Genomic DNA, 25,239 nt, shown 5'->3' with positions numbered 1-25,239 from the left:
AAGGCAGGATCTTTATGACAACGTTAAATAATCAGAACCTTCTCCAGCTTCGTTTTATCGACCAAGCTCATATCGACGCAGTAAAGCCTTCGTTTGATAATCTTCCCGACAACCCGTATGCCGATGGTGCATTTCGTAAGCGTCGCTACTCAGTAGTTAAAATGCAGCAAGGCGAGCTTACGCTACAGCCGACGAAAGCCTTTGTTCAGGATGACTCCATCAATAACTTCCAAGGCAATATTGAGCGTACCTACGAGAATCTAGAACAGTCGCTGTTGGCCAGTGCAGGCATGAAGCGCATTGTGGAAGAGTTTCGCACTATGACCGGCATCAGTGATGATCGTGATATTGAAATTCATCAGTTCCGCATGTTGGCGATTGAAAGTGACACGCCGCCGGCACCTGAAGGCGTGCATCAAGACGGCTTTGACCATGTCTGTGTATGTGGCGTATCGCACGAAAACCTAGAAGGCGGAGAGCTGCTGGTGTATGAGCATAAAGAAGCGAAACCGTGTTTTAAAATGGAGATCAAAGACGGCATGTTTGCGCTGATTGACGATCGCCAAGTTTGGCACAACGCCACGCCGATGAATAAAATTGATGATAGCAAGCCAGGTTACTTGGACTGCTTCGTGCTGACAGCTTAAGGGACAGCCATGAACTTAACCGAATTACGCCAGCAGTTTCCGGCGTTAATGCAGCAGGTGGATGGTCAATCTCCGATCTTTTTTGATGGTCCAGGTGGAGCGCAGGTTCCGCAGTCTGTTTTAGACGCGATGAGCAGCTACCTTGGCCACTACAATGCTAATTTGGGCGGCGCGTTTTTCTCCAGTGACAAAACCGTGGCGGTGATGAGCGCAGCGCGTCAAGCAGTGGCTGATTTACTTAATAGCCCAAGCCCTGAGCAAATTGTCTTTGGCGCTAACATGACCAGCCTGACATTCAGTTTCAGCCGCGCTTTGGCTAGAGACTGGCAAGCGAGCGATGAGATCATTGTCACCAATGCTGACCATTATTCAAATGTATCATCATGGGTTCAGGCTGCTGAAGACAAGGGGGCGCGAGTGCATGCGCTACGCGTCAACGAGCAGGATTGCACCTTGGATATGGCTCATTTCGAGCAGCTTCTTAATGACAATACTAAGCTGGTGGCAGTGACCTATGCTTCCAATACCACAGGCTCTATCAATGATATTAAGCGCATTATTGAGCTTGCTCACCAGCACGGTGCGTTAGTCTATGTGGATGCCGTGCACTATGCACCACATGAGCTTATCGATGTACAAGCCTTAGACTGTGACTTCCTTGCTTGCTCAGCTTATAAGTTCTTTGGTCCGCACGTGGGCATCGTTTACGGTAAGCGCGCTCATTTAGAGCACTTTACTCCTTACAAGGTCGCGCCGGCGAAAGATGTGGTTCCGGGACGTTGGGAAACGGGCACACAAAGCTTCGAGGGGTTGGCCGGTGTCACCGCCGCAATAGAATATATCGCCAGTTTAAGTGGGCTTGATGCCAGCACACCACGTCGTCAGCGTTTGCAAGTCGCCTTTGCCAATAGTAAAGAGCATGAAATGGCGCTCAGTCGCCACTTCTTAACGCGTTTGGCGGAGTTTCCACAGATCACTCTGTATGGCATTAGCGATGTTGAACGAGTGCAACAGCGTACACCCACCTTTGCACTGACCATTGCCGGCTTCGAACCGCGCCAAGTTTCGGAGTTTTTAGGCCAGCATCACCTCTGTGTATGGGATGGTAACTTTTATGCGCAAGGTCTGTGTGAGCAGCTCGGCGTGATGGATAAAGGCGGAGTCGTGCGTATTGGTTGCATGCACTATAACAGCATCGCCGAAATAGACCGCTTATTCGAGCTCTTGGCAACGCTTATTAACAACGAGTAATTATGCTTGTTAAAAGGCGGCGTAACAGCCGCCTTCTTTGTTAGCTACTAGGCTGTCCGTAAATTTGCTCGGCACGGTTAAACAGCACCCAGGAAGTGAGAATGTATTTGTCATTGGATATTGGCTTATTGCCTCGGTGGGTGTGGGTGAAGTAACCCGGAGCAACCACCATGGTGCCACGTTTAGGCGCTATCTTACGGTTCTGATAATAAAACTCGGTTTCTCCCCCTTCGCTGACATCATTGAGATAAAACATAAACAGCAATACCCGATGCAGCGCTTCGTTGTGGCCTTGTTGGGGATATACTTCGCTGTGCCAATAGGGGTAGCCGCCCTTATTCACTTCATACTTTTGCGCTTGAATATTTCCCAAACGAAACAATTGCTGTAGTAAGGTGCCCATCTGCGGCTTTGCCACTTCATCAAAGTTTTCCACCGTAACATCAACTGGCTGTCCGGTTTTGGGGTGATAAACTTTAAGGCCAAAGGCGCCAATCATCATAAAAAAGTGCTCTTGCACGTAGTCCATCACGTGTCGCGCTGTTACTTGCTGGATATGTTGTAGCGCTTGAGCATACTCGGGGTGGGCATTGAGGTATAAATCGCGGCTATCTTTTTTCGCTAAATCAATACCGCCTGAGGTGCGCCCTGGTTGGGTATGCGGGCTTTGCTCAAAAAGGTCGATAAACTGACTACAAAACTCGTCACTAAGCGCGTTATCATAAACGCCAATAAAGTCTGACATGACTCAACCTTACCTTTTGGAATTATTATGCTTATTGAGAAGGTTCAGCCCCGTTTTAGCGAAACTGATGTCCTTGGACACATTAACAATACCGTACTCCCTGTATGGTTTGAAGCCGCCCGTACCCCTATTTTTAAAATCTTTACCCCCGATCTCAATCCCCACCAATGGCGGTTAATCGTCGCTAAAGTGGAAGTGACTTTTATGGGGGAGTTATTTTACGGCCAAGAGGTCGAGGTAAAAACCATGATAGAGCGTATCGGGTCAAGCTCCTTCGTCATTAAACAACAAGCCTGGCAGCATGGTGAATGTTGCGCTGAGGGAAAAACGGTGATGGTGCGTTACAATTTCAGTGATAAAACCTCTCAGCCCCTGAGCGATGACGAGCGCACAGCGCTCAGTGAGTATTTATCAGACTGACTACGCAGGCCGACATAAAGGGCCGCAGAGGCGGCGGCTGATACGATGGCAATGGCCTCTTGATGGTTTTAGTTAGCGTGCCATTGCTTATGCTTCAGTGCTCGCCCCTGCGGTCGCCCCTGCAGTCGCCCCTGCAGTCGCCCCAATATTTAATCGATGGATTTTGGTTGCTGCTGAGGGGTGGTCGCGACCATGTAATTATAAGCATTGGCACTGTCCTGCTCGTGCCACCATGACAACTGCAACTGCAACTGCAACTGCAACTGCAACTGCAACTGCTTACTATGGCGCTGTACCAGCGCGCTGCTCTCTCGCAATTGTTGCCAGTCAATGCTGCTCAATTGCGCCAACGCCAAAGTGCCAAAGAGCAACAGGTAAGGAAGTGCTTGCTTGGTTGTTTTGGTCATCTTTCTCTTTGCTCCAATTGCTGCTCAATACGTGCTCTCAGCGCGCGTTCTAATGCTTTGTCATCAACCTTAATCACTAAGCCCTGCTCTAAGCGGCGCTGCATCTTGCGCTCAAGTGTAGCCAGCGAGCGCTGCTGTTGTGTATGCGCTGGGTTTTCAGTCGCCGCCGTGGCTGTATTAAGGCTCATAAGTACTTGAGCTCCGCCGGCATGCGCCGAGCTCAACGTCAGCGCTAATAGGGGGACGGATAAACTGCTGGCTTTCATCACCGTGCTCCTTAGTTGCCTTGCTGCTCGATAATGCGCTTGGCGACATCTTGGTTAATACGGCCAATAGACTCATGTAACTGCATATCAAGTTGTTGTTCTAATTTATTGTTTAATTGCGTCAAACTGGTACTTGGCAGAGTCGCTTTGGGCTGTGTATTAACTTGCGATTCGCCAGCCTGTGTTGCTGTCGCGAGAAGAGTGCTTATTAGTAATACTGCTTGCAGTGGCTTGTTCATAATTTAATCCTCGTTATGGGTGTTGTTTGCAAAGCCGCTTGGCTGTGCCGTTTTGTTGTTATCCATATTAGGCCGAGGTTTTCGCCGCGTCGCTTATCTACATATTACGGATTTTTCATAACTTCATATTATTCAAAATAAATATTTAAAATCATGAAGATACATCTAATCATTATATTTAAATATAACCTTTTATAAGGTTTTGATTTACTTTTTGTTCACCTGTGTTAGCATTGCGTTGGCTTTAATCAAGGGACTTTTTTCGAGTGCAGTACAGAGTTGGACCATGGACATTACTTGAGCAGCGAGGAGTGTTGCTTAGCGGGGATATTGAGCGAGAATTAGACCCGCTGCTGATTAAGCTGATCACTTTTTTTCTCCAACGGCCGCAGCAGATTGTTACCCGTGAACAATTAATTGAGCATGTTTGGCAGCAAGGCTATGTTGATAATAATGCCATAAATCGCGCTGTTTCTGAGTTGCGGAAAAAGTTAAAACACCCTGACGATCCAGCCATTTTTATAAAAACCCACTACCGCCAAGGCTATAGTTTGGTCCGTGAAGCGGCGACATTGGATAACGCTGCCAGTACAGCTGCACCACAAACTGCGGCGCCAGAGCTGCTTAGGCACACTCAAGTTAACACCCACGAGGGCAAGCAGCCGATAACACCTACGCGCTCAAAGCCCAGTTATGCTTGGTGGAAGTATATTGCTGCGGTGGTGTTTATCACTGTGCTTGCTAGCGCCGCTTACACGCTGAACGGGTCTGAGTTCTTTGCATCATCACAAACAACCGCTGTTGTCGCTGAGCAAAAGCCAATGAGTCGCCACAAAGTGACCTGGAAAGTGGGTAGTGAATATGTGCCTCTTATCAACGATAGCGGACGCTTACTGGCTTACAGCAATGAAAAAGACGCATCAGGGAAAGAAGGCGCCTTTGTTCTCGATGTGATCACTCGGGACGAAGTCGCCATAACCTATAAAGATGCTGAAGTGGCCGCCCTGTCTTGGCAACATAATAGTGATACCTTGGTGATACGCGCCAGAAACGCGACTGATAGCAGTTGCCAATATTTAGCCATAGATTTCACCAACTTCCCTGAATTAGGCGAACCTAAGCCGCTCATGGAGTGTGATCATCGTTTTGATTACAGTGGCCAATTAAGTAATGATGGTCGCTATTTCTATTTTATCCGTGGTGAGTTGTACTCGCATTATATTGGCCTATTTAGGTACGATGTATACTCGGGCACGACTTCTCAGCTGATTGCGCCTATGGCGGACAAGGTCGGTCCAGGGTCCTTGTCGTTATCTCCAGATGGAAAGCATATCGCCTATTTACAGCTGGATCTCGACTTTCAGGTAGAGGTTTATGTATACAGCTTGGACACCGGTGAAATAAAACGCATGAACTCACCGCCCGCTAGTTTTTACAGAAACTCGGCATTGGATTGGTATAACAGTGAGACCTTGCTCTATGGTGATGAAAAAGGGCGGCTATTATTTATAGACATTCACAGCGCTGAAATCGCCGAGGCCTATGCCTTACCTGATGATATCAAAATGTCAGATATCAGCTATTACGACAACTCGGTGTATTACTCACCGCTTAGTGCCATAACCTATCAAGTGGTCGCTTTGGAAAGTTTTACCGAGGCGGCTCAATATCAGCAGCTTTATGCCTCCGATAGCAGTGAATATGGGTTAGTCGCTCATAGTACCGGGCACTATTTTATTTCGCTACGCTCTGGCCGTCCTCAGGTATGGCACGCCCGAGATGGACAGGTGAAGCAGATATCATTTCTAGATCACCCAGACCATGCTCTTTTGGACAACTTAAGGGTATCGCCTAGTGGCGAAAACATCGTGCTGACAGAACAGAAAAAACCTTTCTTACTCGATGTTGAAACCGCAAAGGCAACGGCTATTAGTGAGCTTGCACACATTCCAATAATGGACTGGGCGTGGCATGAAAGTGGCCAATCGTTGTATGTGTTAAGCAAATCATCGTCACCACGGACTCTTTATCAGTTTGATTTTATCACTCGGGAGCTTAACAAGGTGCGCGAGACGGATGCCTTACAGCTAGTCACCGGTGCTAACGGCGAGGTCTTTTTGTTCAAAGATAAGACCTTGGTGTCATTAACGGATAATGCCCAGTACAGTGTGCCCTGTGAGCTATCAATGTCTTCTCATGTGCCTATCCATGTGCGCGATGGCTACGCCTATTCCATGGACTATACATACAACGTGTATCGCTGGGCTTTGACTGGAGAGCGGTGTGAGCAGGTGCAGCTGCCATTTGAGATACTAAGCGCGGTGCCCGATGCTGATGGGCGCATCATTATCACTCGCAAAATTAGTGAAGATAGCTCAATCAACCGCCTTATGTGGGAATAATAAGGCCTGAGTTTAAACAATTAAACTCAGGCCCGAGAGTGGGTATTACTTGAGCATAGGTTTTAAGTATTTACCGGTATGTGAGCGCTCGCACTCGGCTACTTGTTCTGGCGTGCCAGCAACGAGAATTTCGCCCCCGCCGCTGCCCCCTTCAGGGCCTAAATCAACGATCCAGTCTGCGGTTTTGATGACATCCAGGTTATGCTCAATCACCACGATGGTATTACCATGGTCGCGCAAACGGTGTAATACCGCCAGCAGCTGCTGAATATCATGGAAGTGCAGACCTGTCGTTGGCTCATCAAGTATATATAAGGTTTTGCCGGTATCGCGCTTGGATAATTCACGGGCGAGTTTTACCCGTTGCGCCTCACCACCGGAGAGGGTGGTTGCGGCTTGGCCAAGTCGAATATACGACAAGCCGACATCCATCAGCGTTTGCAGCTTGCGTTTTATCGCGGGGATGGCATCAAAGAACTGTCGCGCATCTTCTACCGTCATCTCTAACACTTGGTGAATATTCATGCCCTTGTAAAGCACTTCTAGGGTTTCGCGGTTATAGCGTTTGCCCTGACAGACGTCACACGGCACGTATACATCAGGCAAAAAGTGCATTTCTACTTTAATTACGCCATCGCCTTGGCATGCCTCACACCGGCCGCCTTTAACATTGAAGCTAAAGCGGCCCACCTTGTAACCCCGTGAACGCGCCTCTTGCGTGCCCGCAAACAGCTCGCGAATGGCGGTGAAAATACCGGTGTAAGTGGCGGGGTTGGAGCGTGGCGTGCGCCCGATAGGGCTTTGATCAATATCGATAACCTTGTCGAAATGATCTAAACCTTGAATATCCTTGTACGGCGCAGGTTCAACGGCGGTTGCGCCGTTCAGTTCGGTGTGCGCCACCTTAAACAAGGTATCGTTAATAAGGGTCGATTTTCCAGAGCCGGAGACCCCGGTGATACAGGTCATCAAACCAAAAGGAATACGCACATCGACGGCTTTAAGGTTATTGCCGGTGGCACCGAATAGCTCCAGCCATTTATCAGAGGCGGCATGGCGCTCTTTGGGTACTGCGATTTCTTTGCTGCCACTGAGATACTGCCCGGTTAATGAATCAGGGTTGGCCATGATTTCATCTCGGGTGCCTTCAGCAACCACATAACCACCATGTACCCCAGCGCCGGGGCCGATATCAATAACATAGTCGGCGGCGCGAATAGCATCTTCATCGTGTTCCACCACGAGAACGGTGTTGCCTAAGTCGCGCAGACGAGTCAGCGTTTGTAGCAGGCGATCGTTATCGCGTTGATGCAGGCCAATCGAGGGCTCATCAAGCACATACATCACCCCCACCAATCCCGCACCTATCTGGCTGGCGAGACGAATACGCTGCGCTTCCCCCCCGGAGAGGGTATCGGCGCTGCGCTCAAGCGACAGATAATTTAGACCCACATTGACGAGAAAAGACAAGCGGTCGCGAATTTCTTTGAGGATCTTATCGGCAATTTGCGCTTTTTGGCCGCTAAAATCGAGCTGCTCAAAATAGTCATAGGCTTGACCGATACTCATCAGGGTGACGGCAGGTAAGTTGGTGCCACCGATAAATACATTCCGGGCCTCTTGGCGCAGTCGTGAGCCATGACAGCTCGGACAGGCTTGCGAGGTTTGATACTTAGCCAGCTCTTCACGTACCGAGTTTGACTCGGTCTCATGATAGCGGCGCTGCATATTGTTAAGAACGCCTTCAAACTCATGATTGCGGGTAATTAAATCGCCACGGTCATTGCGGTAGCTAAAGGCTATTTTCTCCCCTCCTGAACCTTCTAGAACCACTTTTTGTGCTTGCTCATCAAGGTCTTGAAAGGGGGTGTTAAGATCAAATTGATAGTGCTCGGCGACCGATTGCAGCATTTGGAAATAGTAGAAGCTGCGTTTATCCCAGCCTTTGATAGCGCCGCCAGCAAGGCTGAGCTCACTGTTGTGAACAACGCGGTTGGGGTCAAAGTACTGGCGTACCCCTAAGCCATCACAGCTTTGACAAGCACCTGCGGGGTTGTTGAAGGAAAATAACCGTGGCTCCAGCTCGCTCATGGCATAGCCACAGGTCGGGCAAGCAAAATTGGCGGAAAACACCATCTCTTCCTTTAAGGAATCATCCATAGCGGCAACCTGAGCAACGCCCCCTGAAAGCTCAAGGGCGGTTTCAAAGGATTCGGCTAAGCGCTGTTGCTGACCCTCTTTCACCTTAAGGCGATCGACAACCACTTCAATGGTGTGTTTTTTATGTAACTCAAGCGGCGGTGGATCGGACAAGTCACAGACCTCGCCATCAATACGGGCACGGATGTAGCCTTGGGCGGCGAGTTGCTCGAGCAGCTTTACATGCTCCCCTTTACGGTTTTTGACCACCGGGGCGAGCAGCATCAACTTACTGCCCTCAGGTAACGCCAAGACTTGATCCACCATTTGGCTAATGGTTTGCGCCGCTAAGGGTAAATTGTGGGTTGGGCAACGTGGCTCTCCAACACGGGCAAACAGCAATCGCAGGTAGTCGTATATTTCAGTGATGGTGCCCACCGTCGAGCGCGGGTTGTGTGATGTCGACTTTTGCTCGATGGAAATGGCGGGGGAGAGGCCCTCAATATGATCGACATCGGGCTTTTCCATAAGTGATAAAAACTGTCTGGCGTATGCGGAAAGCGACTCAACATAACGGCGCTGACCCTCGGCATATAACGTATCAAAAGCGAGGGAAGATTTGCCGGAGCCTGATAAGCCGGTGATGACAATCAGCTTATCGCGAGGGATTGTGAGGTTGATGTCTTTGAGGTTGTGGGTGCGTGCACCGCGAACTTCGATATTTTCCATTCTTCGCCTTTTACCCGTGCAATTTAATAGCCCGTAAGTATCGCATATTTGTACAGGATTTAGCGATGCCTTATTGACCTAAAGAGTGAATACTGTAACAACGAAAAACTCAGTACGAAGCACAGCAGGGCAGGCGATCAGTGTAATATTAATGCCGCTGGGCATGTCATATTGGCGCGTGGATATGCTATCATCGCCGGCCAATAAATTTAATTTGCTTTATGGCTGCTTAGTACTTCGTCATGTCCGCATCTCAACTTAATACTGTCGAAAAACGTGCAGCGGTATCGCTAGCCAGTGTCTTTGCATTTCGTATGCTTGGGCTGTTTATGCTGATGCCGGTGTTGGCTGTCTATGGACAAAGCCTCAGTGGCTTTTCTCCGTTATGGATCGGCCTCGCGATTGGCGCTTATGGCCTTACCCAAGCGTTGTTGCAAATTCCTATGGGGTGGTTATCTGACCGCATTGGTCGCAAGCGGGTGATCATCGGTGGGTTGGTATTGTTTACCTTAGGCTCGGTGGTCGCCGCGTGTGCCGAATCCATGTATACCCTGACATTAGGGCGGGCGCTACAAGGGATGGGGGCGATTGCCAGTGCACTGCTGGCGCTTGCTGCCGACCTCAGTCGTGATGAGCAGCGTCCTAAGGTGATGGCCGTGATCGGCATGTGCATCGGCATGAGCTTTGCCGTCGCCATGTTGCTAGGGCCCATGGTTGCCGCGAGCTTCGGTGTCTCCGGGATTTTCTGGCTGACCGCTGCGCTGGCGGTGTTAGGCATGGCTATTGTTACTTGGATGGTGCCTACGGCGGTTAATCGTGCGCCCAAGGGCGAAACCAGTGTTACCCTTGCTGATGTGGGTAAGTTAGTGCGTCACCCAGACTTAGCTCGCTTAGATTTAGGGGTACTGTTTTTGCACCTGTCACTGACGACCGTATTCGTGTCACTACCGACGCAACTAATTGCCGATGGGCTTGAAGCCGCCAAACACTGGCAATTATATATCCCCGTATTTGTGCTTTCTTTTGTGCTCATGGTGCCGATGATGATCGTCGCCGTAGCCAAGCAAAAAGAAAAACCCTTGTTTTTAGTCGCTATCGTGATGCTCATTGTGAGTATGCTTGGGTTGGTTGCTGGGGCGCATTCAGTGTATGTCATCGCGGCATGTATGATGCTGTACTTCGTGGCTTTTAACTTTCTTGAAGCCACTATGCCGGCCTTGGTATCGCGACTGTCTCCGGCGAATCAAAAAGGCTCAGCGATGGGCGTTTTTTCCTCATCGCAATTCTTGGGCGCATTTTTAGGAGGCACTTTAGGCGGTTATGTGGCCCAAACCGGCAGCCCTGAGATGGTGTTTGCGGCGGCTGCTGTGGTTGGGGTAATATGGCTTGTCATAGCCGCGAAAATGCGAGTGCCGCCGCGTAGCAAAATTATTAGTTTGCTTAGTGCTGTTGATTCAGAGCAGGATGCACAGCAGTTGGCGGGTCGTTTAGTGGCATTACCTGGGGTGTTAGAGGCCACGGTGGTGTGTGATGAAAATCGCAGCTATCTTAAAGTAGACGACAAAAAATTTGATTTAGAGGCGGCGCAAAGACTCGTCGCCGCAGTGTAATTTATAGGAGTAAAAATCCATGGCGCGCGGTGTTAATAAAGTAATTTTGGTGGGTAATCTGGGTCAAGATCCAGAAGTTCGCTATATGCCAAACGGCAATGGCGTAGCAAATATCAGCATTGCTACCACAGATAGCTGGAAAGATAAAAATACTGGGCAAATGCAAGAGCGCACAGAGTGGCACCGCGTGGTGCTATTTGGCAAGCTGGCAGAAGTGGCGGGTGAATACCTGCGTAAGGGCTCACAGGTTTATATCGAAGGTCGCCTACAGACCCGTAAATGGACCGACCAAAGCGGTCAAGATAAATACACCACTGAGATCGTTGTCGATATGGGCGGGCAAATGCAAATGCTTGGTGGTCGTGGCGATAACCAGGGTGCTGCCTCAGGCGGTTATCAAGGTGCTCAGCAACAAGGCGGTTTTGGTGGCAATAACCACGCACAAAGTAACCCACAGCAGGGAGCTCCTCAACAGGGTGCTGCGCAGCAAGGTGGTTACGGGCAGCAACAAAGCAATAACTATGGCCAGCAACAAAGCAACCAAGGTATGCAGCAAGGCAATCAACAGCAAGGTGGCTTTGGCTCTCAGCAGAATCATCAGAGCAATCAGCATGGTGGTGGCCAGCAAGGTGGTGGCTTTGCCCCTAAACCACAAAATGCTCCACAGGGTGGTGCTTCAAACCCCATGGAACCCCCCATTGATTTTGACGACGATATCCCGTTCTAACAACTAAAAAGTTGTGCGAAAAGCTTATTGATATCTCGCTATTTTATTCCACAAGCCCCATTCTATGGGGCTTTTTTATGGGTTCTTGCTTGAGCTTCCCCCTTTCATGGACAACACTTTAGGCATGAGAATGATTATTCGTCGGCCTGTATTTTGTCTTTATTTCGTCCATACCGTACATGGATCACTGTTGGTTTAGCGGCTATTACACTCGCTATATTGTGTAATGCTGTACTTGCGTATGCCTTGCATATGCAGCGCCAAGCCGATATCCATCAGCTATCACATCAGCTAGATCGGGTTACTGATGTAGATGATGCGTTATTAACGACCTTACTCGAACCTTATGGCTTTTTCCTTGAGCCTCCTCAGCATGCTTATGTTGACCCTGTGTCTGTGGTTATCTCCACCGGGAATGAACATCAGGAGATATTTGGCTCGCCATTGTGGTTGTCGAAAAGTCACTGGTTTATCATCGGTAATGCGCTGCTGGCGTACATGTGTTGGCAGGTGGTCAACCTTCTTAGGCGAAAGCGTATATCGCAAAAGAGCAAAGTACCATCGTTAGAAAAAACAGAACAAGCACCGATGAGTGCGAGTATTTTAGGCTTAAACCACTTGTATCAGAGTGTGTTTGCAATCGCCCATTGCACTAAACTGAGTGTTGCTGCAAACGGGGTCGCGAGTTTGCTTGAGGCTTTGTTGCAAGAAAGCTTAAGCTACCAGCAACAGCTGTCGGTGAAGGTGCTTAACACCGGCAGCTTCGCTATTACCATCCATGATATTCATTACCAACACCTCGAGAAGCAACTTGAGGCACTCAGTGCCACCATCTTACAAAGCTGTCGAGCTTTACTCCCTGAATTGCGGGCTGCAGAGGTTAAGGTGGGCATTTGTAACTACCGAAGCGGTGCCGACCAAGCCATTGTGTATCAATTAACGCAATCGGCGTTGGCATTGGCAAAGCAAAGTAAAGACAAACATTGCTACCGTATCCCCTTTAGCCATAACCACTCTATGCTGTTGGCGGCGAAGTCCTGCTCGCTGAGTGAAAGTGTGCAAAAAGATCACTTTATTTGCTTTTTCCAGCCCGTATTTGATTTGCATAGCGAGCAAATACTGCATCACGAAACCTTGCTACGTGTTCGCCACCAGCAGTTGGGCCTGATTTCACCAGAGTACCTCGAAGAGCCGCAAACACGCAAAGCAGAAAGCAGTGTGGATAGCGCCGTTTTAGCACGATTGGATAAAATGCTTGCCACCGAGGTGCAACAAGGTGATGTCAGCATCAACTTGCAACAATCAAGCTGGTTCGATGGTGAATTTTGGCAACGTCTTGAGCTCTTTCTCGAGCAACATCGCAATGTTCTTATCGAATGTAAGGCCGAACTTTTAGAGCAGCATCAATATATCGTGCGTAGGCGGCTACGCCGAACTAAGGCATGCCAACGCGGAATTATTATTGACCAATTACGAACATGGCCAAATGTGGATCTCGATAAGTTGGCGGTGCCCGTACAAGCGATAAAACTGGCGCCCGAACTTATTGCCCACATTGAAGTGGATAAAAATGTGCAAAAGCGTGTGCTGGCTTACGTTGCAAAGGCCCAACAGCACACTATTCCAATAATTGCCGTAGGCGTTGAAAGGCAACAACAAGTTTTGGTGTTACAGCAGCTCGGGGTTAGGGCTGCACAAGGTGCATACTTCTCTGGTGCACTGCAACTGTCAACCTTCAAGTCGCTTTGAGTAGGCCGCGATAACGCAAGCCATTGAGCCCTTGCAAGCCCCCGGTATGTACGGCAATGATGCGACTGTCGGGAGGGAAATACCCTTGTGCAATCAGTTGCCACAGTGCGTACATCATTTTCCCCGTGTAAATAGGCTCCAGTGGCACTTGATAGGTGGCTCTGAAGTCTTGGCAAAAGCGCCATTGTTTGTCACTAAAGCGGCCATAACCGCCATCATGAAAGTGCTGCATTAATTGCCAGTCACAGTGGTGTGTGGAGGTTAGTTGGCTTATTTCATGATTCAGGTAATCTGCATTTTTGAGCACGGCAATACCAAGCACTTTTCGCTGCGTATGGCCTGCGCATAACCCTGCTAAGGTACCGCCACTTCCTGTGGCGCACACTAGATAATCGTGTTCTGGTAAGGTCTGTGCTAGCTCCGCTACACCGCGTAGCGCCGCGTGGTTGGTTCCGCCTTCAGGGAGAATGTAGACATTACCAAAGTGTTGCTTAAGCTCATTGAGGTAATCTTTTTGCTGGCGCAAGCGGTAGTCTTTACGCGTGACCGCCACTAACTTCATACCGCAGGCGTGGGCAAAACGCAATGTGGGGTTGTGCATATCAAGTTCAGGGCCGCGCACGATGCCAATAGTGCTTAGACCAAATAGTTTTCCAGCGGCGGCCGTTGCGTATAAATGATTGGAGAAAGGACCGCCAAAAGTGAGCAACTGCCTACATTCAGAAGCCTGAAAAGCCGCTAAGTTGTACTTTAATTTTCGCCATTTATTACCTTGGATCAGAGGGTGATACAAATCGTCGCGTTTGATGCTTAGTTGCACGTTGTGATGTCGCAGCAGCGGATGGTGAATTTGCTGCATGGGTGACTCTTTAATGGATGTGATCACTGAGTTCATAGTTTTGCCCTAGTTTTCCCCCTAATTAACTTGCTAAATTCCGCAAATTATTGATACTTTGTATATTCTTATAGGTGATACTGCAGACTATATGGCATCTAAACTCTTGGCCCGTGTTCCTTGGCTAAATACAAAGAAAAAGTCCGAAGCAATAGTGGGCGTTGCCTTGTACGCAGACGTGTTACGCGCGGTGCAGTTAAAGCAAAAAAAGCAACAATGGTTTGTCAGTGATACCGCAGAGCTGCCGCTCAACGATTCAGCTAACTATTCGAAAGCATTACTTAAATTGCTACGCAAGATCTCTTCTGACGCTTGCGACTTGTACGTGGTGTTACCACAATCCTATTATCAGATAGTACAGGCCGAGAAGCCAGAGCTGAGCGAGCAAGAAATCACTCAGTCACTGCCGTGGACACTAAAAGACTTGGTGAGCATAAGCGCCGAGAATATCATTGCTGATTATATCGATTACCCGATTCAAAGCACCGGTCAAAAGGCCAAGATTAATGTGTTTGCTACCGATAAGCAGCAATTGCGGCCACTGGTCTCTGAGCTCGATAAGCTCAATGACTGCCACCTTCAGCAACTATCGGTGAAAGAAACCACCCTCGCAGCGATGACCGCCAAAGATAACTATGCCCGCTTGGTGGTGTACCAGGAGCCTGGTGATGAACCCAGTGTGTTAATCATTCGCGACCAACAATTGCTGCTTAATCGCAGGCTACGAGGGTTCAGCGCGTTACAGCAACAGCCCGATGAGACCACTTTGTCGCACTTAAGTGATTCGTTAGGGCTTGAGATTCAGCGCTCCATGGACTTTTATGAGAGCCAGCTCAAGCAGCCACCAATAAAGGAAATTCTTATTCAAGGCATTGATGATGCTCAGGCGGTGATCTCGCGTTTGCAAGCGTTTCAAACTACCCCTATTGTGGAGTTTAAACCGGTTATGGATTTGGCTGATGTGATTGACCCTAAATTCCATATGGCTTTGGCGGGCGCCTATTTTCCGATGTTGGAGCAGGCATGAAGAGCAGCATAAATTTTTACCAAGAAAGCTTGAAGCCGCGTCATGATCCGCTGCCGCTGGCTCAAGTCGTAAAAATATTCATCGCTGCATTTGTCGTGTTGGCTGTGGTTATCGCCCTGCAAGTGTGGCGTAACAACCATCAGCAACAGCAGCTGCAGGAGCTTACACAGCAACATAGCCACCTAAAAGCTGACGTGGCAGAGCTTAACAAGCAATTAGCGCAGCGGCGCGATACCAAGAACTTGCAGCAGCAACTAGAACAGCAGCAGCGTGCAGAGCAGCATCGCCTTAGTTTGATCGCATATTTACAAGGGAAGGGCAGCGGTGCACCACTTAGTTACAGCGCCTTGATGAATGACTTGGCGCGCTATCACAACCCACAAGTGTGGCTGACAGAAATTAATATTAGCCAGCGTCATGTGCAGTTACAGGGCAAAACGGCGGTACCCAGTGAAATAGCTCCATGGCTTAAACAATTAAGAAATTCCAACTACTTTATAGGTAAAGAGTTTTCGGTTTTGGAATTCGATCAAAGTGATGAGCTGAGACAGTTTAATGTGTCTACTAGCATTGATGGGGAGCAGCCATGAAGCGTTGGCAACATATAAGTAACCAGTTTAGCCAGCTGCAACAGCGGGAAAAGATGCTGGTGCTGACAGTGGGGCTGTTCTGTATTCTGTACTTAGGTGGGTGGTTTATAAGCATGCCATTGATGGAAAATCACGACCAAACAGCCACGCAAATTGCCGGTTACCAGAGTGAGAATGCATCACTGCGCACACAGCGACAGGCACTCACTCAAGCTTTGGCTATTGATTATAAAGCTAATCTCAAGTTGCAGCTTCAAGAGCTGCACCAGCGTAACCGCGATTTAGACCAACAATTACAACAACTCAGTGATGGTTTTGTGTCTGGCGACCGTATGCCGGATGTCCTCAGCGATTTGCTAGCTCAGCAACAAGGGGTGCAGTTACTGGGCTTTAAAGTGATGGGTGTGGAAGCGGTGCAAACAGGCGAGCAAAGTGAGCCATCGTCACCACAATTACAGTTTTATCAGCACAATATGCAGATGACCTTGCAAGGTAATTACTTTGCTTTGCGAGATTATATGGCACGAATTGAGCAGGCAGCCACTCGGGTACTCATCACTGGTTTTTATTATCAGGTGCAGGAACATCCGAGAGCGCAACTCACCTTGAACTTAGCAACGGTAAGTAACAATGAAACATTTATTAGCCTGTAGCCTGTTCATGGTCGTAAGTGTGCCAATAGCGGCACAAGTATTACAAGACCCAACCCGCCCCGCTGTGCAAGCGCAGACCTCACGTAGTACTGAGTCGGTGCAGCAGCAATGGGTATTGGAGTCGGTAGTGAGTAAAAAAGGTCAACATAAGGCCATTATTTCTGGGCAGTTATACGCTCAGGGTGATAAGTTAGCCGATTACACTGTCACCAATATTAGCGCCCATGCTGTGCTCCTTGTTCAAGGTGCAAAGCAATTGAAGTTAGAGTTATATAGCAATGAAATTAAACAATAAGTTATTAGTCCACTGGTTTATAGTTGGTACCTCTTCGTTGCTGGCTAGCGCCTGTGCGACCTTCGGCACCGGAGAACGAGTGCAACCTCATATTGCCAAGGAACTAGAACCCGCAAAACAGTCGCAGGTTAGTGAGGCGCCGCAACCCCCGAAAGATTTTGAGCAAGAATTGCTGAGTTCGGTATCAGCACACACTAAGGTGCAGCCCAGCACGGCTATTGAGCGCTTCGATGTGGTCGCCAATGAAGTTGCACTGCGGCCATTTTTTAACGCCCTGGTAGACGATACCCCTTTCAGTGTCGCTATTCATCCTGAGGTATCCGGCGCCATTAGTTTGAACCTTAAGCAGGTCAGTATGGATGAAGTGCTTAAGATCATCACCCGCATGTATCCACTTGATGTGTTTCTTGAAGGCCAGGTAGTGCAAGTCCTACCAGCAAAAATGCGCACCGAGTCTATAGCGGTAAACTATCTGATGATGCGTCGCTTTGGTGTATCGAATGTCAGCGTCATCTCTGGTGGCGTGAGCGATTACGATCAGAATAATAACGGCAACAGTGGCAACGGAAATAACAACTTTAGTGGCAATAATGGCGGTAATAACAACGCCATTAATAACAATAATGGCAACAACAGTGGCTCTGGAAATATTCAACAGCTTAACGGCTCAAATATTCAAACCAGTAGCGAGAGTGATTTTTGGGCTGACTTAAAAGAGGCATTGCAATCGCTGGTGGGCACACACGGTGGTCGTTACGTCATTGTTAGCCCACAGGCAAGCTTGGTAACAGTGCATGCACTACCGAGTGAAATTGCTGCCATGAAAGAGTTCTTGCGCCACAGTGAGGAAAGCTTGCAGCGGCAAGTGATTTTAGAAGCGCGTATCATCGAGGTGACACTCAAAGATGAGTATCAGCAGGGAGTCAATTGGTCTGAAATAGCGGCAAATATTGGCAGTACATCACTGTCATTCTCCTCGACAGCAGCGCAGCTCGGTAATCAAATTTCTGCGGAATTAGGGGGGGCTGCTAGTTTGGTTTTCTCTAATCCCGATTTTGCTGGGGTGATCAATTTATTGCAAACCCAAGGTGATGTGCAAATGCTCTCAAACCCTAGAGTGACTGCAACTAATAACCAAAAAGCGGTGATTAAAGTAGGGGAAGATGAATACTTTGTAACCGATGTGTCCAGCAGCGAAGACATTGGCAGTGTCACTCAACAAAATAACAATGACATTGAGCTTACGCCCTTTTTCTCTGGAATAGCCTTGGATGTAACACCTCAAATAGACAAATATGGCTCGGTGATTTTGCACGTACACCCGTCAGTGACGCAAACCGAAGAACAAACCAAGTCAATTAAATTAGGGAGCGAAAGTATCGAACTGCCTTTGGCCCAAAGCAATATTCGTGAGTCTGATACGGTGATCAGGGCATCGAGCGGTGAAATCGTGGTTATCGGAGGCCTAATGCAAACCATTACCTCCGACGAGGTTTCGAAAACGCCGGTGTTAGGCGATATTCCTCTCGTTGGTAATCTGTTTAAAAGTATTCGTAAGAAGCAGAATAAAAAAGAGTTGGTCATCTTACTGCGTCCGACCGTGGTTATGCCAGACACATGGAAGAAACAACAACAACGCTCACGTAAATTGTTAGAAACCTGGTACCGCAATTAATGTATCTCAGCTTTTTTAACCTAACGGAAATGCCGTTTTCGCTCACCCCGAACACGCAGTTCTACTGTGCTCTTGAGCCTCATAACGAAGCGCTGAAAGTGCTGCTCAGTGCACTGAGTATGTCCGAAGGGTTTATAAAAGTTACCGGGGAAGTAGGTACAGGCAAAACGCTGATTTGTAGAAAGTTGATAAACCACCTTGAGGATAATTATGTGGTTGTCTATTTGCCCAACCCTTATTTGACCCCAGCTGAATTGCGATGGGCGGTGGCGGCTGAGTTGGGGCTGGAACTTGCGCCCGAGCAAGATCAACAAACATTGAGCCAATCCATAGAGAAGCGCCTGTTAACCCTGAGTCAAGAAGGGAAAAAGGTGGTTATGATTGTTGATGAGGCACAATGTTTTAGTTGGGAAGCGCTGGAGGCGTTGCGGTTATTAACCAACTTAGAAACGGAGCAAAAAAAACTGCTCCAAGTAGTCCTCTTTGGTCAACCAGAACTGGATACTAAGTTAGCCAACCCGCAAGTAAGGCAATTGCGCCAACGTATCGGTTTCTCCTACCAACTTAGGCCGATGACAGCAGCGGAAGTGGACTACTACATTAATCATCGCCTTCGCCGCGCAGGCGCGCAGTCCCCCCTCTTTTCACCGCGTCTGAACCACCATATAGCACGGGCTTGTCGCGGCATTCCTCGGTTAGTAAATACGGTATGCCACAAAACGCTATTATTGGCTTATGGGGAAGGGAAAACTGAACTCAATAAGCGCTATATTCGCGCGGCAATTGCCGATACCGAGGATTGCTACGCGCCAACATCTATGCGGCGCTGGTGGTTGTTTGCAGTGCTCAGTGCGACAGTGTTAGGCGTGGCGGGTATTTGGTTGTGGAGACAAGTGCTGTGAGTCTACTAAACAAGGCCCTGAAAGATATTGAGCAGCGCGATGGCGAACATGAACTGGCGTTAGAGCCGACCGTACAACTACCGCAGGCGCGGCCTTGGCGAAATGTCATCACCATTGTTGCGGTGTTAGTGAGCGCCATGGTCGTCATAGCCCTTGCTTATTTATTAATTCCTCAAGCACCTGAAGAGTCAGAGGCTGCTCATTCAGCACCTGAACCAAAAGGTTTAGTCACTAAACCGCTCGAAAAGCAACCTATAACACTTAAACAATCAGTTGCGAGTCAAGTCATTCAGCCACAATTAAATGAGGTTGATGGTGAGGCTGAGCTACGTCGGCTAAGTAACCGTGAAACACGTGTTACTAATGAGAGTACTTACAACGGCAATAAAAACGGTAAACAACGAGTATCGCCATCACAAGACTCATCTTTGAGCCAGTCACGGCAATTACCCGATACTAAAGAGCCCGTCGCTGAAATTTCCCAAGATAAGATGCTTGAGTCGGCGCCAAAACCAATAATAAAGCAGCCAAGAACGTCTAAGACCGAGTCTCCCGCAAGTGCAGCCAACGCCACGCAGCCAGTAACGTCATCCAGTGATACCGCCGTGAAGGTCGTCAAGGCGTTAAGTGTTCAGCAGCGCGCGCAGCGCTGGTTTGAGCAAGGACAACAGTCGCTGCGCTTTGCAATGACGAACGAGGCCATAAAGCAATTTGAACAAGCCGTTATTCTTGTTCCCGAACATGAACAAGCCCGGTCATCACTCGCTGCGACCTTATATGGACAACAGCGCTTAGAAGAAGCATACAGTGTGCTTATTAATGGCTTAAAAGTGGCGCCAGAAACCCTTTCATGGCGTGTCATGATTGCCAAAATGGCCATTGAACAACAGCAATATCAGCGCGTGCTTGAGGTGTTAGGAGATGGCCAGGATGCGCGCGCAACGCAACTGGGTAACAACGACTATTGGATTTTAAAAGGATCGGCAGCGCGCCAGCTAAAGCAGCACGATATTGCCAAGGTATGCTTTACTGAATTAGTAAGGCGTCAACCCAATGTAGCTAAATGGTGGTTGGCGTTGGCCACATCAGAAGACGCACTAGGCCAATACCATAGCGCTCGAGGGCATTATGCTACCGCCTTACAATTAGGTGGCTTATCAGGGCCGTCACAACAATACGCTCGGGCTCGCTATGATAGTTTACAGGACACGCCATGATTAGACCTCGCTTAAAAATGCGCTTAGGGGACCTCTTAGTCCACGAGCAAATAATTACCGAAGAACAGCTTGAGCAAGCGCTGGCGGCGCAAAAAAGCTCCGGGCGGAAACTTGGCGCGACCCTAGTTGATTTAGGCGTGATTGCCGAGCCACAGTTACTGCGCTTTTTGGCTCAGCAACTGAATGTTCCTTTTTTAGATATTTCGCAACGTCGCATCGCGCCAGAAACCGCCACCCTCTTACCTGAGGTTTATGCGCGCCGTTACCGTGCGCTAGTTATTGAGGATAACGGCGACAGCGTGTTATTGGGTATGAGTGACCCTGCTGATTTAAGTGGTCTCGACCAGTTAGGGCCTATTCTGGGTTCGAAGCGTATTGACCTTGCGGTGGTGCAAGAGTCACAAATGTTAGAGGCGTTCGATACCGTATACCGACGCACCCAAGATATTGCTAACTTTGCTGAACAACTTGATGAGGAATATCAAGAAGGGGAAGAGTTCGAACTCAACGCACTCGATGACAGCACCTCAGATGCAACAGTTGTTAAGCTACTGCAATCCATTTTTGAAGATGCGGTACAGGTTCGTGCCTCGGATATCCATATTGAGCCCGATGAAAAGATGCTGCGCATTCGTCAGCGGGTGGATGGTGTGTTGCAAGAGAATATCTTAGATCACGTTAAGATTGCCTCAGCCTTAGTGCTACGCCTTAAGTTAATGTCTGGCTTGGATATATCAGAAAAGCGCATTCCCCAAGACGGGCGCTTTAATATCAAAGTAAAAGGCCACAGCATAGATGTGCGGCTCTCGACCATGCCGGTGCAAAATGGTGAATCGGTGGTGATGCGTTTGCTGGATCAATCCGCCGGGCTGCTCACCTTAGATCAAACCGGTATGCCAGCACCTTTGCTACGTAAGTTACGTGAAACGCTGAAGCGTCCGCACGGCATGATCCTTGTTACCGGCCCCACCGGCTCGGGTAAAACGACGACCCTGTATGGGGCCTTGAGCGAACTTAATCAGGCTCAGAATAAAATAATCACTGTGGAAGATCCCGTTGAATACCGTATCAGCCGTATAAATCAGGTCCAGGTGAACAGTAAAATAGGCTTGAGCTTTGCGAATGTGTTACGTACAACCTTGCGCCAAGACCCTGATATTATCATGGTCGGCGAGATGCGGGACCAAGAAACCGTGGAAATAGGGCTGCGAGGTGCACTAACGGGACACTTGGTATTGAGTACTTTGCACACCAATGACGCCATCACCAGCGCCATGCGTCTTATCGATATGGGCGCGCCACCTTATTTGGTTGCCAGCTCCTTGCGAGCGATTATCGCTCAGCGCTTAGTGCGCCGTATTTGTCAAAACTGTCAGCAACCCTATGAAGCCGACGAGCAAGAACGTGCCTGGGTACGTTATTTACAGCCTCACCTAGCGGATGCGCAATTCTACCAAGGGCGAGGCTGCAACAGCTGCAATCACACCGGTTATAAAGGCCGTATCGGGGTTTTTGAGCTACTAGAAATGAACGAAGATATGATGGATGCGCTGCGCCAAAGTGATACCCAAGCCTTTGCACAAGCAGCGAAGAATAACCCCGATTTCTCACCTTTATCACATATGGCAATGGACTACGCTCAGCAAGGGATCACTACCTTGGATGAAGTATTCAAAGTAGCTGAATATGTACCTGAGGTGGTAAACAACTAGTGGCGCATTTTCGTTATCAGGCCAAAGATAGCCAGGGCAAACTAATTAAAGGCGTGGTTGAGGCTAATAACGCACAAGCGGCTGCGGATCAGTTATTGGCGCGTCAAAGTGTGCCCATTAAGATAGATGAAACACAGGTGGTAAAAAGCGCCGACAACAAACCGCTTATGGCCTGGCTTCAGCCCAAGGTCGGCCTTGATGAGATGATTATCTTTTCACGGCAAATGTATTCACTGCTCAAAGCGGGGATCCCGATTATCCGCGCTATTAACGGCCTGGCTGAAACCACCACAAATCCGCGTTTTCGCGAAGTATTAAAAGAAATTACCACTCAGCTTGAGCAGGGGCGCAATTTATCCGCTGCTATGGCGAGCCACAAGGAGGTTTTTCATCGTTTAATGATCTCTATCGTGGTGGTGGGTGAAAACACCGGTAAGCTTGAGGATGCCTTTTTACAGTTGGCTGAATATTTTGAACGCGAGCAAGAAACGAGAAAACGAATAAAAGCGGCATTGCGCTACCCAACGTTTGTGATCATCGCCCTCATCGCGGCCATGTTTATCTTAAATATTTTTGTGATCCCCGTGTTCGCACAAATGTTCTCTAAATTCGATGCTGAGTTGCCGCTGATGACGCGCATTCTCATTGGCACTTCTAATTTCTTTGTTCATTACTGGTGGTTGTTACTGGCATTGATGGCGGCAAGCTATTACGGGATACGGCGTTACTTAGGTACCGAGCTAGGGCGATTGAAATGGGATCGCGTGAAATTACGTTTACCCATTATTGGCAGTATCATTGAACGCTCTTTGTTATCTCGATACAGCCGCAGTTTTGCCATGGTGTTACGTTCTGGTGTACCAATGACCACCGGGCTATCCCTTACGGCTGATGCCGTTGATAATGCCCATATGCATCAGCGTATTGTCGAGATGCGACGCGGCATAGAAAAAGGCGACAGCCTATTGCGGGTTTCCCGACAGAGTGAGCTCTTCTCGCAATTGGTGTTGCAAATGGTTGCAGTCGGGGAGGAAACTGGTCGCGTTGATGAACTGTTGCAAGAAAGTGCCGACTATTATGAACGCGAAGTGGATTTTGATTTAAAGAGCCTGACCGCGAAGATAGAGCCCATTTTAATTGCTTTGGTGGCGGTAATGGTGCTAATACTGGCATTGGGTATTTTTACTCCTATGTGGAACCTGATGTCTGCGATTAAAGGGGGCTAAAGTGCGTAATCAGCAGCAGGTGAGCCGGCGTTTGAGCCGGGTTTATCAACTGCTTATTAGTGGGTTGCTGATTTGTGTGTTTATTGGCTTTTTTATTTACTATATCAGCCAGTTATTTAATACTGTCAATGACGTGAACTTGCATAAAGCGGTGGCGGAGTTCCATCACAGTGCCGTTGCTATTCATGGTAAGTGGCTAGCCCATAAACAAGATACCATTCTTTTAGAGCAGGTGAGCGCGCAAATGCAGGTGGTGGGTCAACAACAGTTTGTGGTTAATCGCTTTGGTTGGCCGACAGGCCTTGAAGGCGATGGGGCTCCCTGTCAGGGCTTATTCGCCCGCATGCAAGGGCAGGGCAACCTAGCTGGGGTCAGTGTTAAGCCGATATGGGCAGGGCAAGCCTTAGTCGGGTGTGAGTTTCTTTTTAATGAGCGAACCTGGTTTCGCTTTGATGTACACACGGGCCAAGTGGCTGTTACACTCAAATAAAAAAATATAATGATTTTTGAGTAATTTAGCCTTTGGTCTAGAATGAATTTAGGTACTTAACTCTGTTGGAGTAGGCAATGAAACGCAAACAACAAAGTGGCTTTACACTCATAGAGCTTATTATAGTGGTCATTATTTTAGGGCTTTTGGCTGCAACTGCATTGCCGCGCTTTATTGATGTTACCGATGATGCTCGCGAAGCATCGGTTGAAGGCGTGGCTGGTGGATTTGCAGCGGCGATAGGATTAGTGCGTTCACAATGGGAAGTTGACGGTCGCTTAGTCGATAACGGTGGTGCTGATATTACCACTGTGGTGTATGACCAAGTTACCTTAGGTGTAGATGGCGATATTGGCTACCCTACCAACGATGGCAGCTCCGATACCACTGTTGGCGCTATGGCGCGCCAAGATTGCAAAGATGTGTTTGATCTTATTTTACAATCAGCGCCTATTAATACTATTGATCCAAATCAGGCTACGCAAAGCCGCTATTATGTTCAATTTAACGCAGCCAATTCGCAGTGTATTTACTATCTTGTGGATTCACTCGACACCACCAATGTCGCGAATTTGCCTGATGATTCTGTGCCTGATGGTGCAGCTACTGATGGTTTTACTTACTTCCCCGCAACTGGGCAAGTAACCGTATTTTAAGTTTGCTATAACGAGGTACAGATGATGAAAGCAACAAAACAGCAAGGCTTCACCTTAATCGAATTGATTATTGTGATTGTTATTCTAGGGATTCTCGCAGTCACAGCGGCGCCACGCTTTTTAAACCTGCAGGGTGATGCCAATGCGGCAACGGTACAAGGTGTGAAAGGCGCGATGAATTCTGCCAAAGATATCGTGTACGGAAAGGCCATTATTGAAGGTCTTCAAGACGATGCAGGTGATGGCACTATAGGGGTTGACTTAGGCACCGATGGAACCGTTGATGTAACAACTTCCTTTGGTTACCCGCAAGCTGCAGCTACAGGTATTGCTGCAGCGATGGATATTGATTTAGCCAACGACTTTGCAAGCAATGTGATTGCCGCTACAGGCGGGACACCGGCTATTTTTGTGGTAAGAGCTGATGGCAGTGCAGAACCGACTGCGGTAGTGGCAGGTAATGGCACCGGTGGTGAAGCTAATGATGGCTGTTATGTGGCCTACACAGAAGCAGCTGATGCTAATACACCTCCAGTGATCACATTAAACCTCGACGATTGTCAGTAAGCA

General features: G+C 48.5%; 25 protein-coding genes. 19 read left to right on the top strand and 6 right to left on the bottom strand.

Features of this window, described 5'->3' with window-relative positions:
• The first annotated feature begins 14 nt into the window (after positions 1-14).
• Both FIU82_RS13685 and FIU82_RS13680 read left to right on the top strand, forming a co-directional pair.
• A complete protein-coding gene (locus tag FIU82_RS13685) occupies positions 15-647 on the top strand; it encodes a 2OG-Fe dioxygenase family protein (protein WP_022945502.1) in 633 nt (210 codons plus the stop codon).
• 9 nt (positions 648-656) lie between these two features.
• Entirely contained in the window at positions 657-1,898 is a 1,242-nt protein-coding gene (locus tag FIU82_RS13680; protein WP_022945503.1) for a cysteine desulfurase-like protein, read from the top strand.
• A gap of 40 nt (positions 1,899-1,938) precedes the next feature.
• On the opposite strand, the gene FIU82_RS13675 is transcribed toward FIU82_RS13680, so the two are convergent.
• Positions 1,939-2,643 (bottom strand): 2OG-Fe(II) oxygenase, encoded by a 705-nt coding sequence (locus FIU82_RS13675; protein ID WP_022945504.1) that lies wholly within the window; start codon positions 2,641-2,643, stop codon positions 1,939-1,941.
• 27 nt (positions 2,644-2,670) lie between these two features.
• Between FIU82_RS13675 and FIU82_RS13670 the strand changes: the two genes are divergently transcribed.
• A complete protein-coding gene (locus FIU82_RS13670; RefSeq protein ID WP_022945505.1) occupies positions 2,671-3,063 on the top strand; it encodes a thioesterase family protein in 393 nt (130 codons plus the stop codon).
• Positions 3,064-3,212: 149 nt separating this feature from the next.
• Here FIU82_RS13670 and FIU82_RS13665 read toward each other — a convergent pair whose 3' ends face one another.
• The 3 genes from FIU82_RS13665 to FIU82_RS13655 are packed head-to-tail and all read right to left on the bottom strand — an operon-like array spanning position 3,213 to position 3,975.
• Positions 3,213-3,470, bottom strand: coding sequence for a hypothetical protein (locus tag FIU82_RS13665; protein ID WP_152441296.1), 258 nt, complete (start codon positions 3,468-3,470; stop codon positions 3,213-3,215).
• Positions 3,467-3,736 carry a hypothetical protein gene (locus tag FIU82_RS13660; protein ID WP_152441295.1) on the bottom strand — a complete coding sequence of 90 codons (270 nt, stop codon included), beginning with the start codon at positions 3,734-3,736 and terminating at the stop codon, positions 3,467-3,469. The genes FIU82_RS13665 and FIU82_RS13660 overlap by 4 nt, the downstream gene beginning before the upstream one ends.
• Positions 3,737-3,747: 11 nt before the next feature.
• Positions 3,748-3,975: a hypothetical protein gene (locus tag FIU82_RS13655; protein WP_152441294.1), complete on the bottom strand. Its 228-nt coding sequence runs from the start codon at positions 3,973-3,975 to the stop codon at positions 3,748-3,750.
• A 266-nt stretch (positions 3,976-4,241) separates the two neighbouring features.
• Between FIU82_RS13655 and FIU82_RS13650 the strand changes: the two genes are divergently transcribed.
• Positions 4,242-6,377, top strand: a complete 2,136-nt coding sequence (locus FIU82_RS13650) for a winged helix-turn-helix domain-containing protein (protein WP_152441293.1) — start codon at positions 4,242-4,244, stop codon at positions 6,375-6,377.
• 45 nt (positions 6,378-6,422) lie between these two features.
• On the opposite strand, the gene uvrA is transcribed toward FIU82_RS13650, so the two are convergent.
• The gene (gene uvrA / locus FIU82_RS13645; RefSeq protein WP_152441292.1) at positions 6,423-9,245 is read right to left on the bottom strand and encodes an excinuclease ABC subunit UvrA; all 2,823 of its coding nucleotides are present in this window, start codon (positions 9,243-9,245) and stop codon (positions 6,423-6,425) included.
• A 242-nt stretch (positions 9,246-9,487) separates the two neighbouring features.
• Here uvrA and FIU82_RS13640 point away from each other — a divergent pair, with 242 nt between their 5' ends.
• From FIU82_RS13640 to FIU82_RS13630, 3 genes are all read left to right on the top strand, one after another.
• Complete coding sequence (locus FIU82_RS13640; protein WP_152441291.1) at positions 9,488-10,855, top strand: MFS transporter; 1,368 nt, start codon at positions 9,488-9,490, stop codon at positions 10,853-10,855.
• A 19-nt stretch (positions 10,856-10,874) separates the two neighbouring features.
• The gene (ssb, locus tag FIU82_RS13635; RefSeq protein ID WP_152441290.1) at positions 10,875-11,582 is read left to right on the top strand and encodes a single-stranded DNA-binding protein; all 708 of its coding nucleotides are present in this window, start codon (positions 10,875-10,877) and stop codon (positions 11,580-11,582) included.
• Between the two features lie 153 nt (positions 11,583-11,735).
• Positions 11,736-13,331 carry an EAL domain-containing protein gene (locus tag FIU82_RS13630; protein WP_152441289.1) on the top strand — a complete coding sequence of 532 codons (1,596 nt, stop codon included), beginning with the start codon at positions 11,736-11,738 and terminating at the stop codon, positions 13,329-13,331.
• Here the strand turns inward: FIU82_RS13630 and FIU82_RS13625 are convergent.
• Positions 13,318-14,226, bottom strand: coding sequence for a 1-aminocyclopropane-1-carboxylate deaminase/D-cysteine desulfhydrase (locus FIU82_RS13625; RefSeq protein WP_152441288.1), 909 nt, complete (start codon positions 14,224-14,226; stop codon positions 13,318-13,320). The two genes, FIU82_RS13630 and FIU82_RS13625, sit on opposite strands and share 14 nt — an antisense overlap.
• 91 nt (positions 14,227-14,317) lie before the next feature.
• Here FIU82_RS13625 and FIU82_RS13620 point away from each other — a divergent pair, with 91 nt between their 5' ends.
• The 12 genes from FIU82_RS13620 to FIU82_RS18795 all read left to right on the top strand — a co-directional run bounded on the left by FIU82_RS13620 (position 14,318) and on the right by FIU82_RS18795 (position 25,236).
• Positions 14,318-15,253 (top strand): MSHA biogenesis protein MshI, encoded by a 936-nt coding sequence (locus tag FIU82_RS13620; RefSeq protein ID WP_152441287.1) that lies wholly within the window; start codon positions 14,318-14,320, stop codon positions 15,251-15,253.
• Complete coding sequence (locus FIU82_RS13615; protein ID WP_152441286.1) at positions 15,250-15,843, top strand: PilN domain-containing protein; 594 nt, start codon at positions 15,250-15,252, stop codon at positions 15,841-15,843. Before FIU82_RS13620 ends, FIU82_RS13615 begins: the two co-directional genes overlap by 4 nt.
• Positions 15,840-16,496 carry an agglutinin biogenesis protein MshJ gene (locus tag FIU82_RS13610; RefSeq protein ID WP_152441285.1) on the top strand — a complete coding sequence of 219 codons (657 nt, stop codon included), beginning with the start codon at positions 15,840-15,842 and terminating at the stop codon, positions 16,494-16,496. Before FIU82_RS13615 ends, FIU82_RS13610 begins: the two co-directional genes overlap by 4 nt.
• Positions 16,474-16,791: a hypothetical protein gene (locus FIU82_RS13605; protein ID WP_138508094.1), complete on the top strand. Its 318-nt coding sequence runs from the start codon at positions 16,474-16,476 to the stop codon at positions 16,789-16,791. The genes FIU82_RS13610 and FIU82_RS13605 overlap by 23 nt, the downstream gene beginning before the upstream one ends.
• The gene (mshL, locus tag FIU82_RS13600; RefSeq protein WP_138587335.1) at positions 16,775-18,466 is read left to right on the top strand and encodes a pilus (MSHA type) biogenesis protein MshL; all 1,692 of its coding nucleotides are present in this window, start codon (positions 16,775-16,777) and stop codon (positions 18,464-18,466) included. Before FIU82_RS13605 ends, mshL begins: the two co-directional genes overlap by 17 nt.
• Entirely contained in the window at positions 18,466-19,368 is a 903-nt protein-coding gene (locus FIU82_RS13595) for an ExeA family protein (protein ID WP_152441284.1), read from the top strand. The genes mshL and FIU82_RS13595 overlap by 1 nt, the downstream gene beginning before the upstream one ends.
• Positions 19,365-20,585 (top strand): lipopolysaccharide assembly protein LapB, encoded by a 1,221-nt coding sequence (locus FIU82_RS13590; RefSeq protein ID WP_152441283.1) that lies wholly within the window; start codon positions 19,365-19,367, stop codon positions 20,583-20,585. Before FIU82_RS13595 ends, FIU82_RS13590 begins: the two co-directional genes overlap by 4 nt.
• The gene (locus FIU82_RS13585; protein WP_272946260.1) at positions 20,585-22,297 is read left to right on the top strand and encodes a GspE/PulE family protein; all 1,713 of its coding nucleotides are present in this window, start codon (positions 20,585-20,587) and stop codon (positions 22,295-22,297) included. The genes FIU82_RS13590 and FIU82_RS13585 overlap by 1 nt, the downstream gene beginning before the upstream one ends.
• Entirely contained in the window at positions 22,297-23,523 is a 1,227-nt protein-coding gene (locus tag FIU82_RS13580) for a type II secretion system F family protein (RefSeq protein WP_022945523.1), read from the top strand. The genes FIU82_RS13585 and FIU82_RS13580 overlap by 1 nt, the downstream gene beginning before the upstream one ends.
• A gap of 1 nt (position 23,524) precedes the next feature.
• Positions 23,525-24,013: a hypothetical protein gene (locus tag FIU82_RS13575; RefSeq protein WP_138508089.1), complete on the top strand. Its 489-nt coding sequence runs from the start codon at positions 23,525-23,527 to the stop codon at positions 24,011-24,013.
• A gap of 77 nt (positions 24,014-24,090) precedes the next feature.
• Positions 24,091-24,669 carry a prepilin-type N-terminal cleavage/methylation domain-containing protein gene (locus FIU82_RS13570; RefSeq protein WP_138508088.1) on the top strand — a complete coding sequence of 193 codons (579 nt, stop codon included), beginning with the start codon at positions 24,091-24,093 and terminating at the stop codon, positions 24,667-24,669.
• 21 nt (positions 24,670-24,690) lie between these two features.
• A complete protein-coding gene (locus tag FIU82_RS18795; RefSeq protein ID WP_138548661.1) occupies positions 24,691-25,236 on the top strand; it encodes a prepilin-type N-terminal cleavage/methylation domain-containing protein in 546 nt (181 codons plus the stop codon).
• Positions 25,237-25,239: the final 3 nt, after the last annotated feature.

It is taken from the genome of Pseudoalteromonas sp. THAF3 (assembly GCF_009363775.1).
Classification (GTDB): Bacteria; Pseudomonadota; Gammaproteobacteria; order Enterobacterales; family Alteromonadaceae; genus Pseudoalteromonas; species Pseudoalteromonas ruthenica.
Note: the sequence above shows the minus strand (reverse complement) of the source record. Positions and strands in the feature narration are given on the sequence as shown.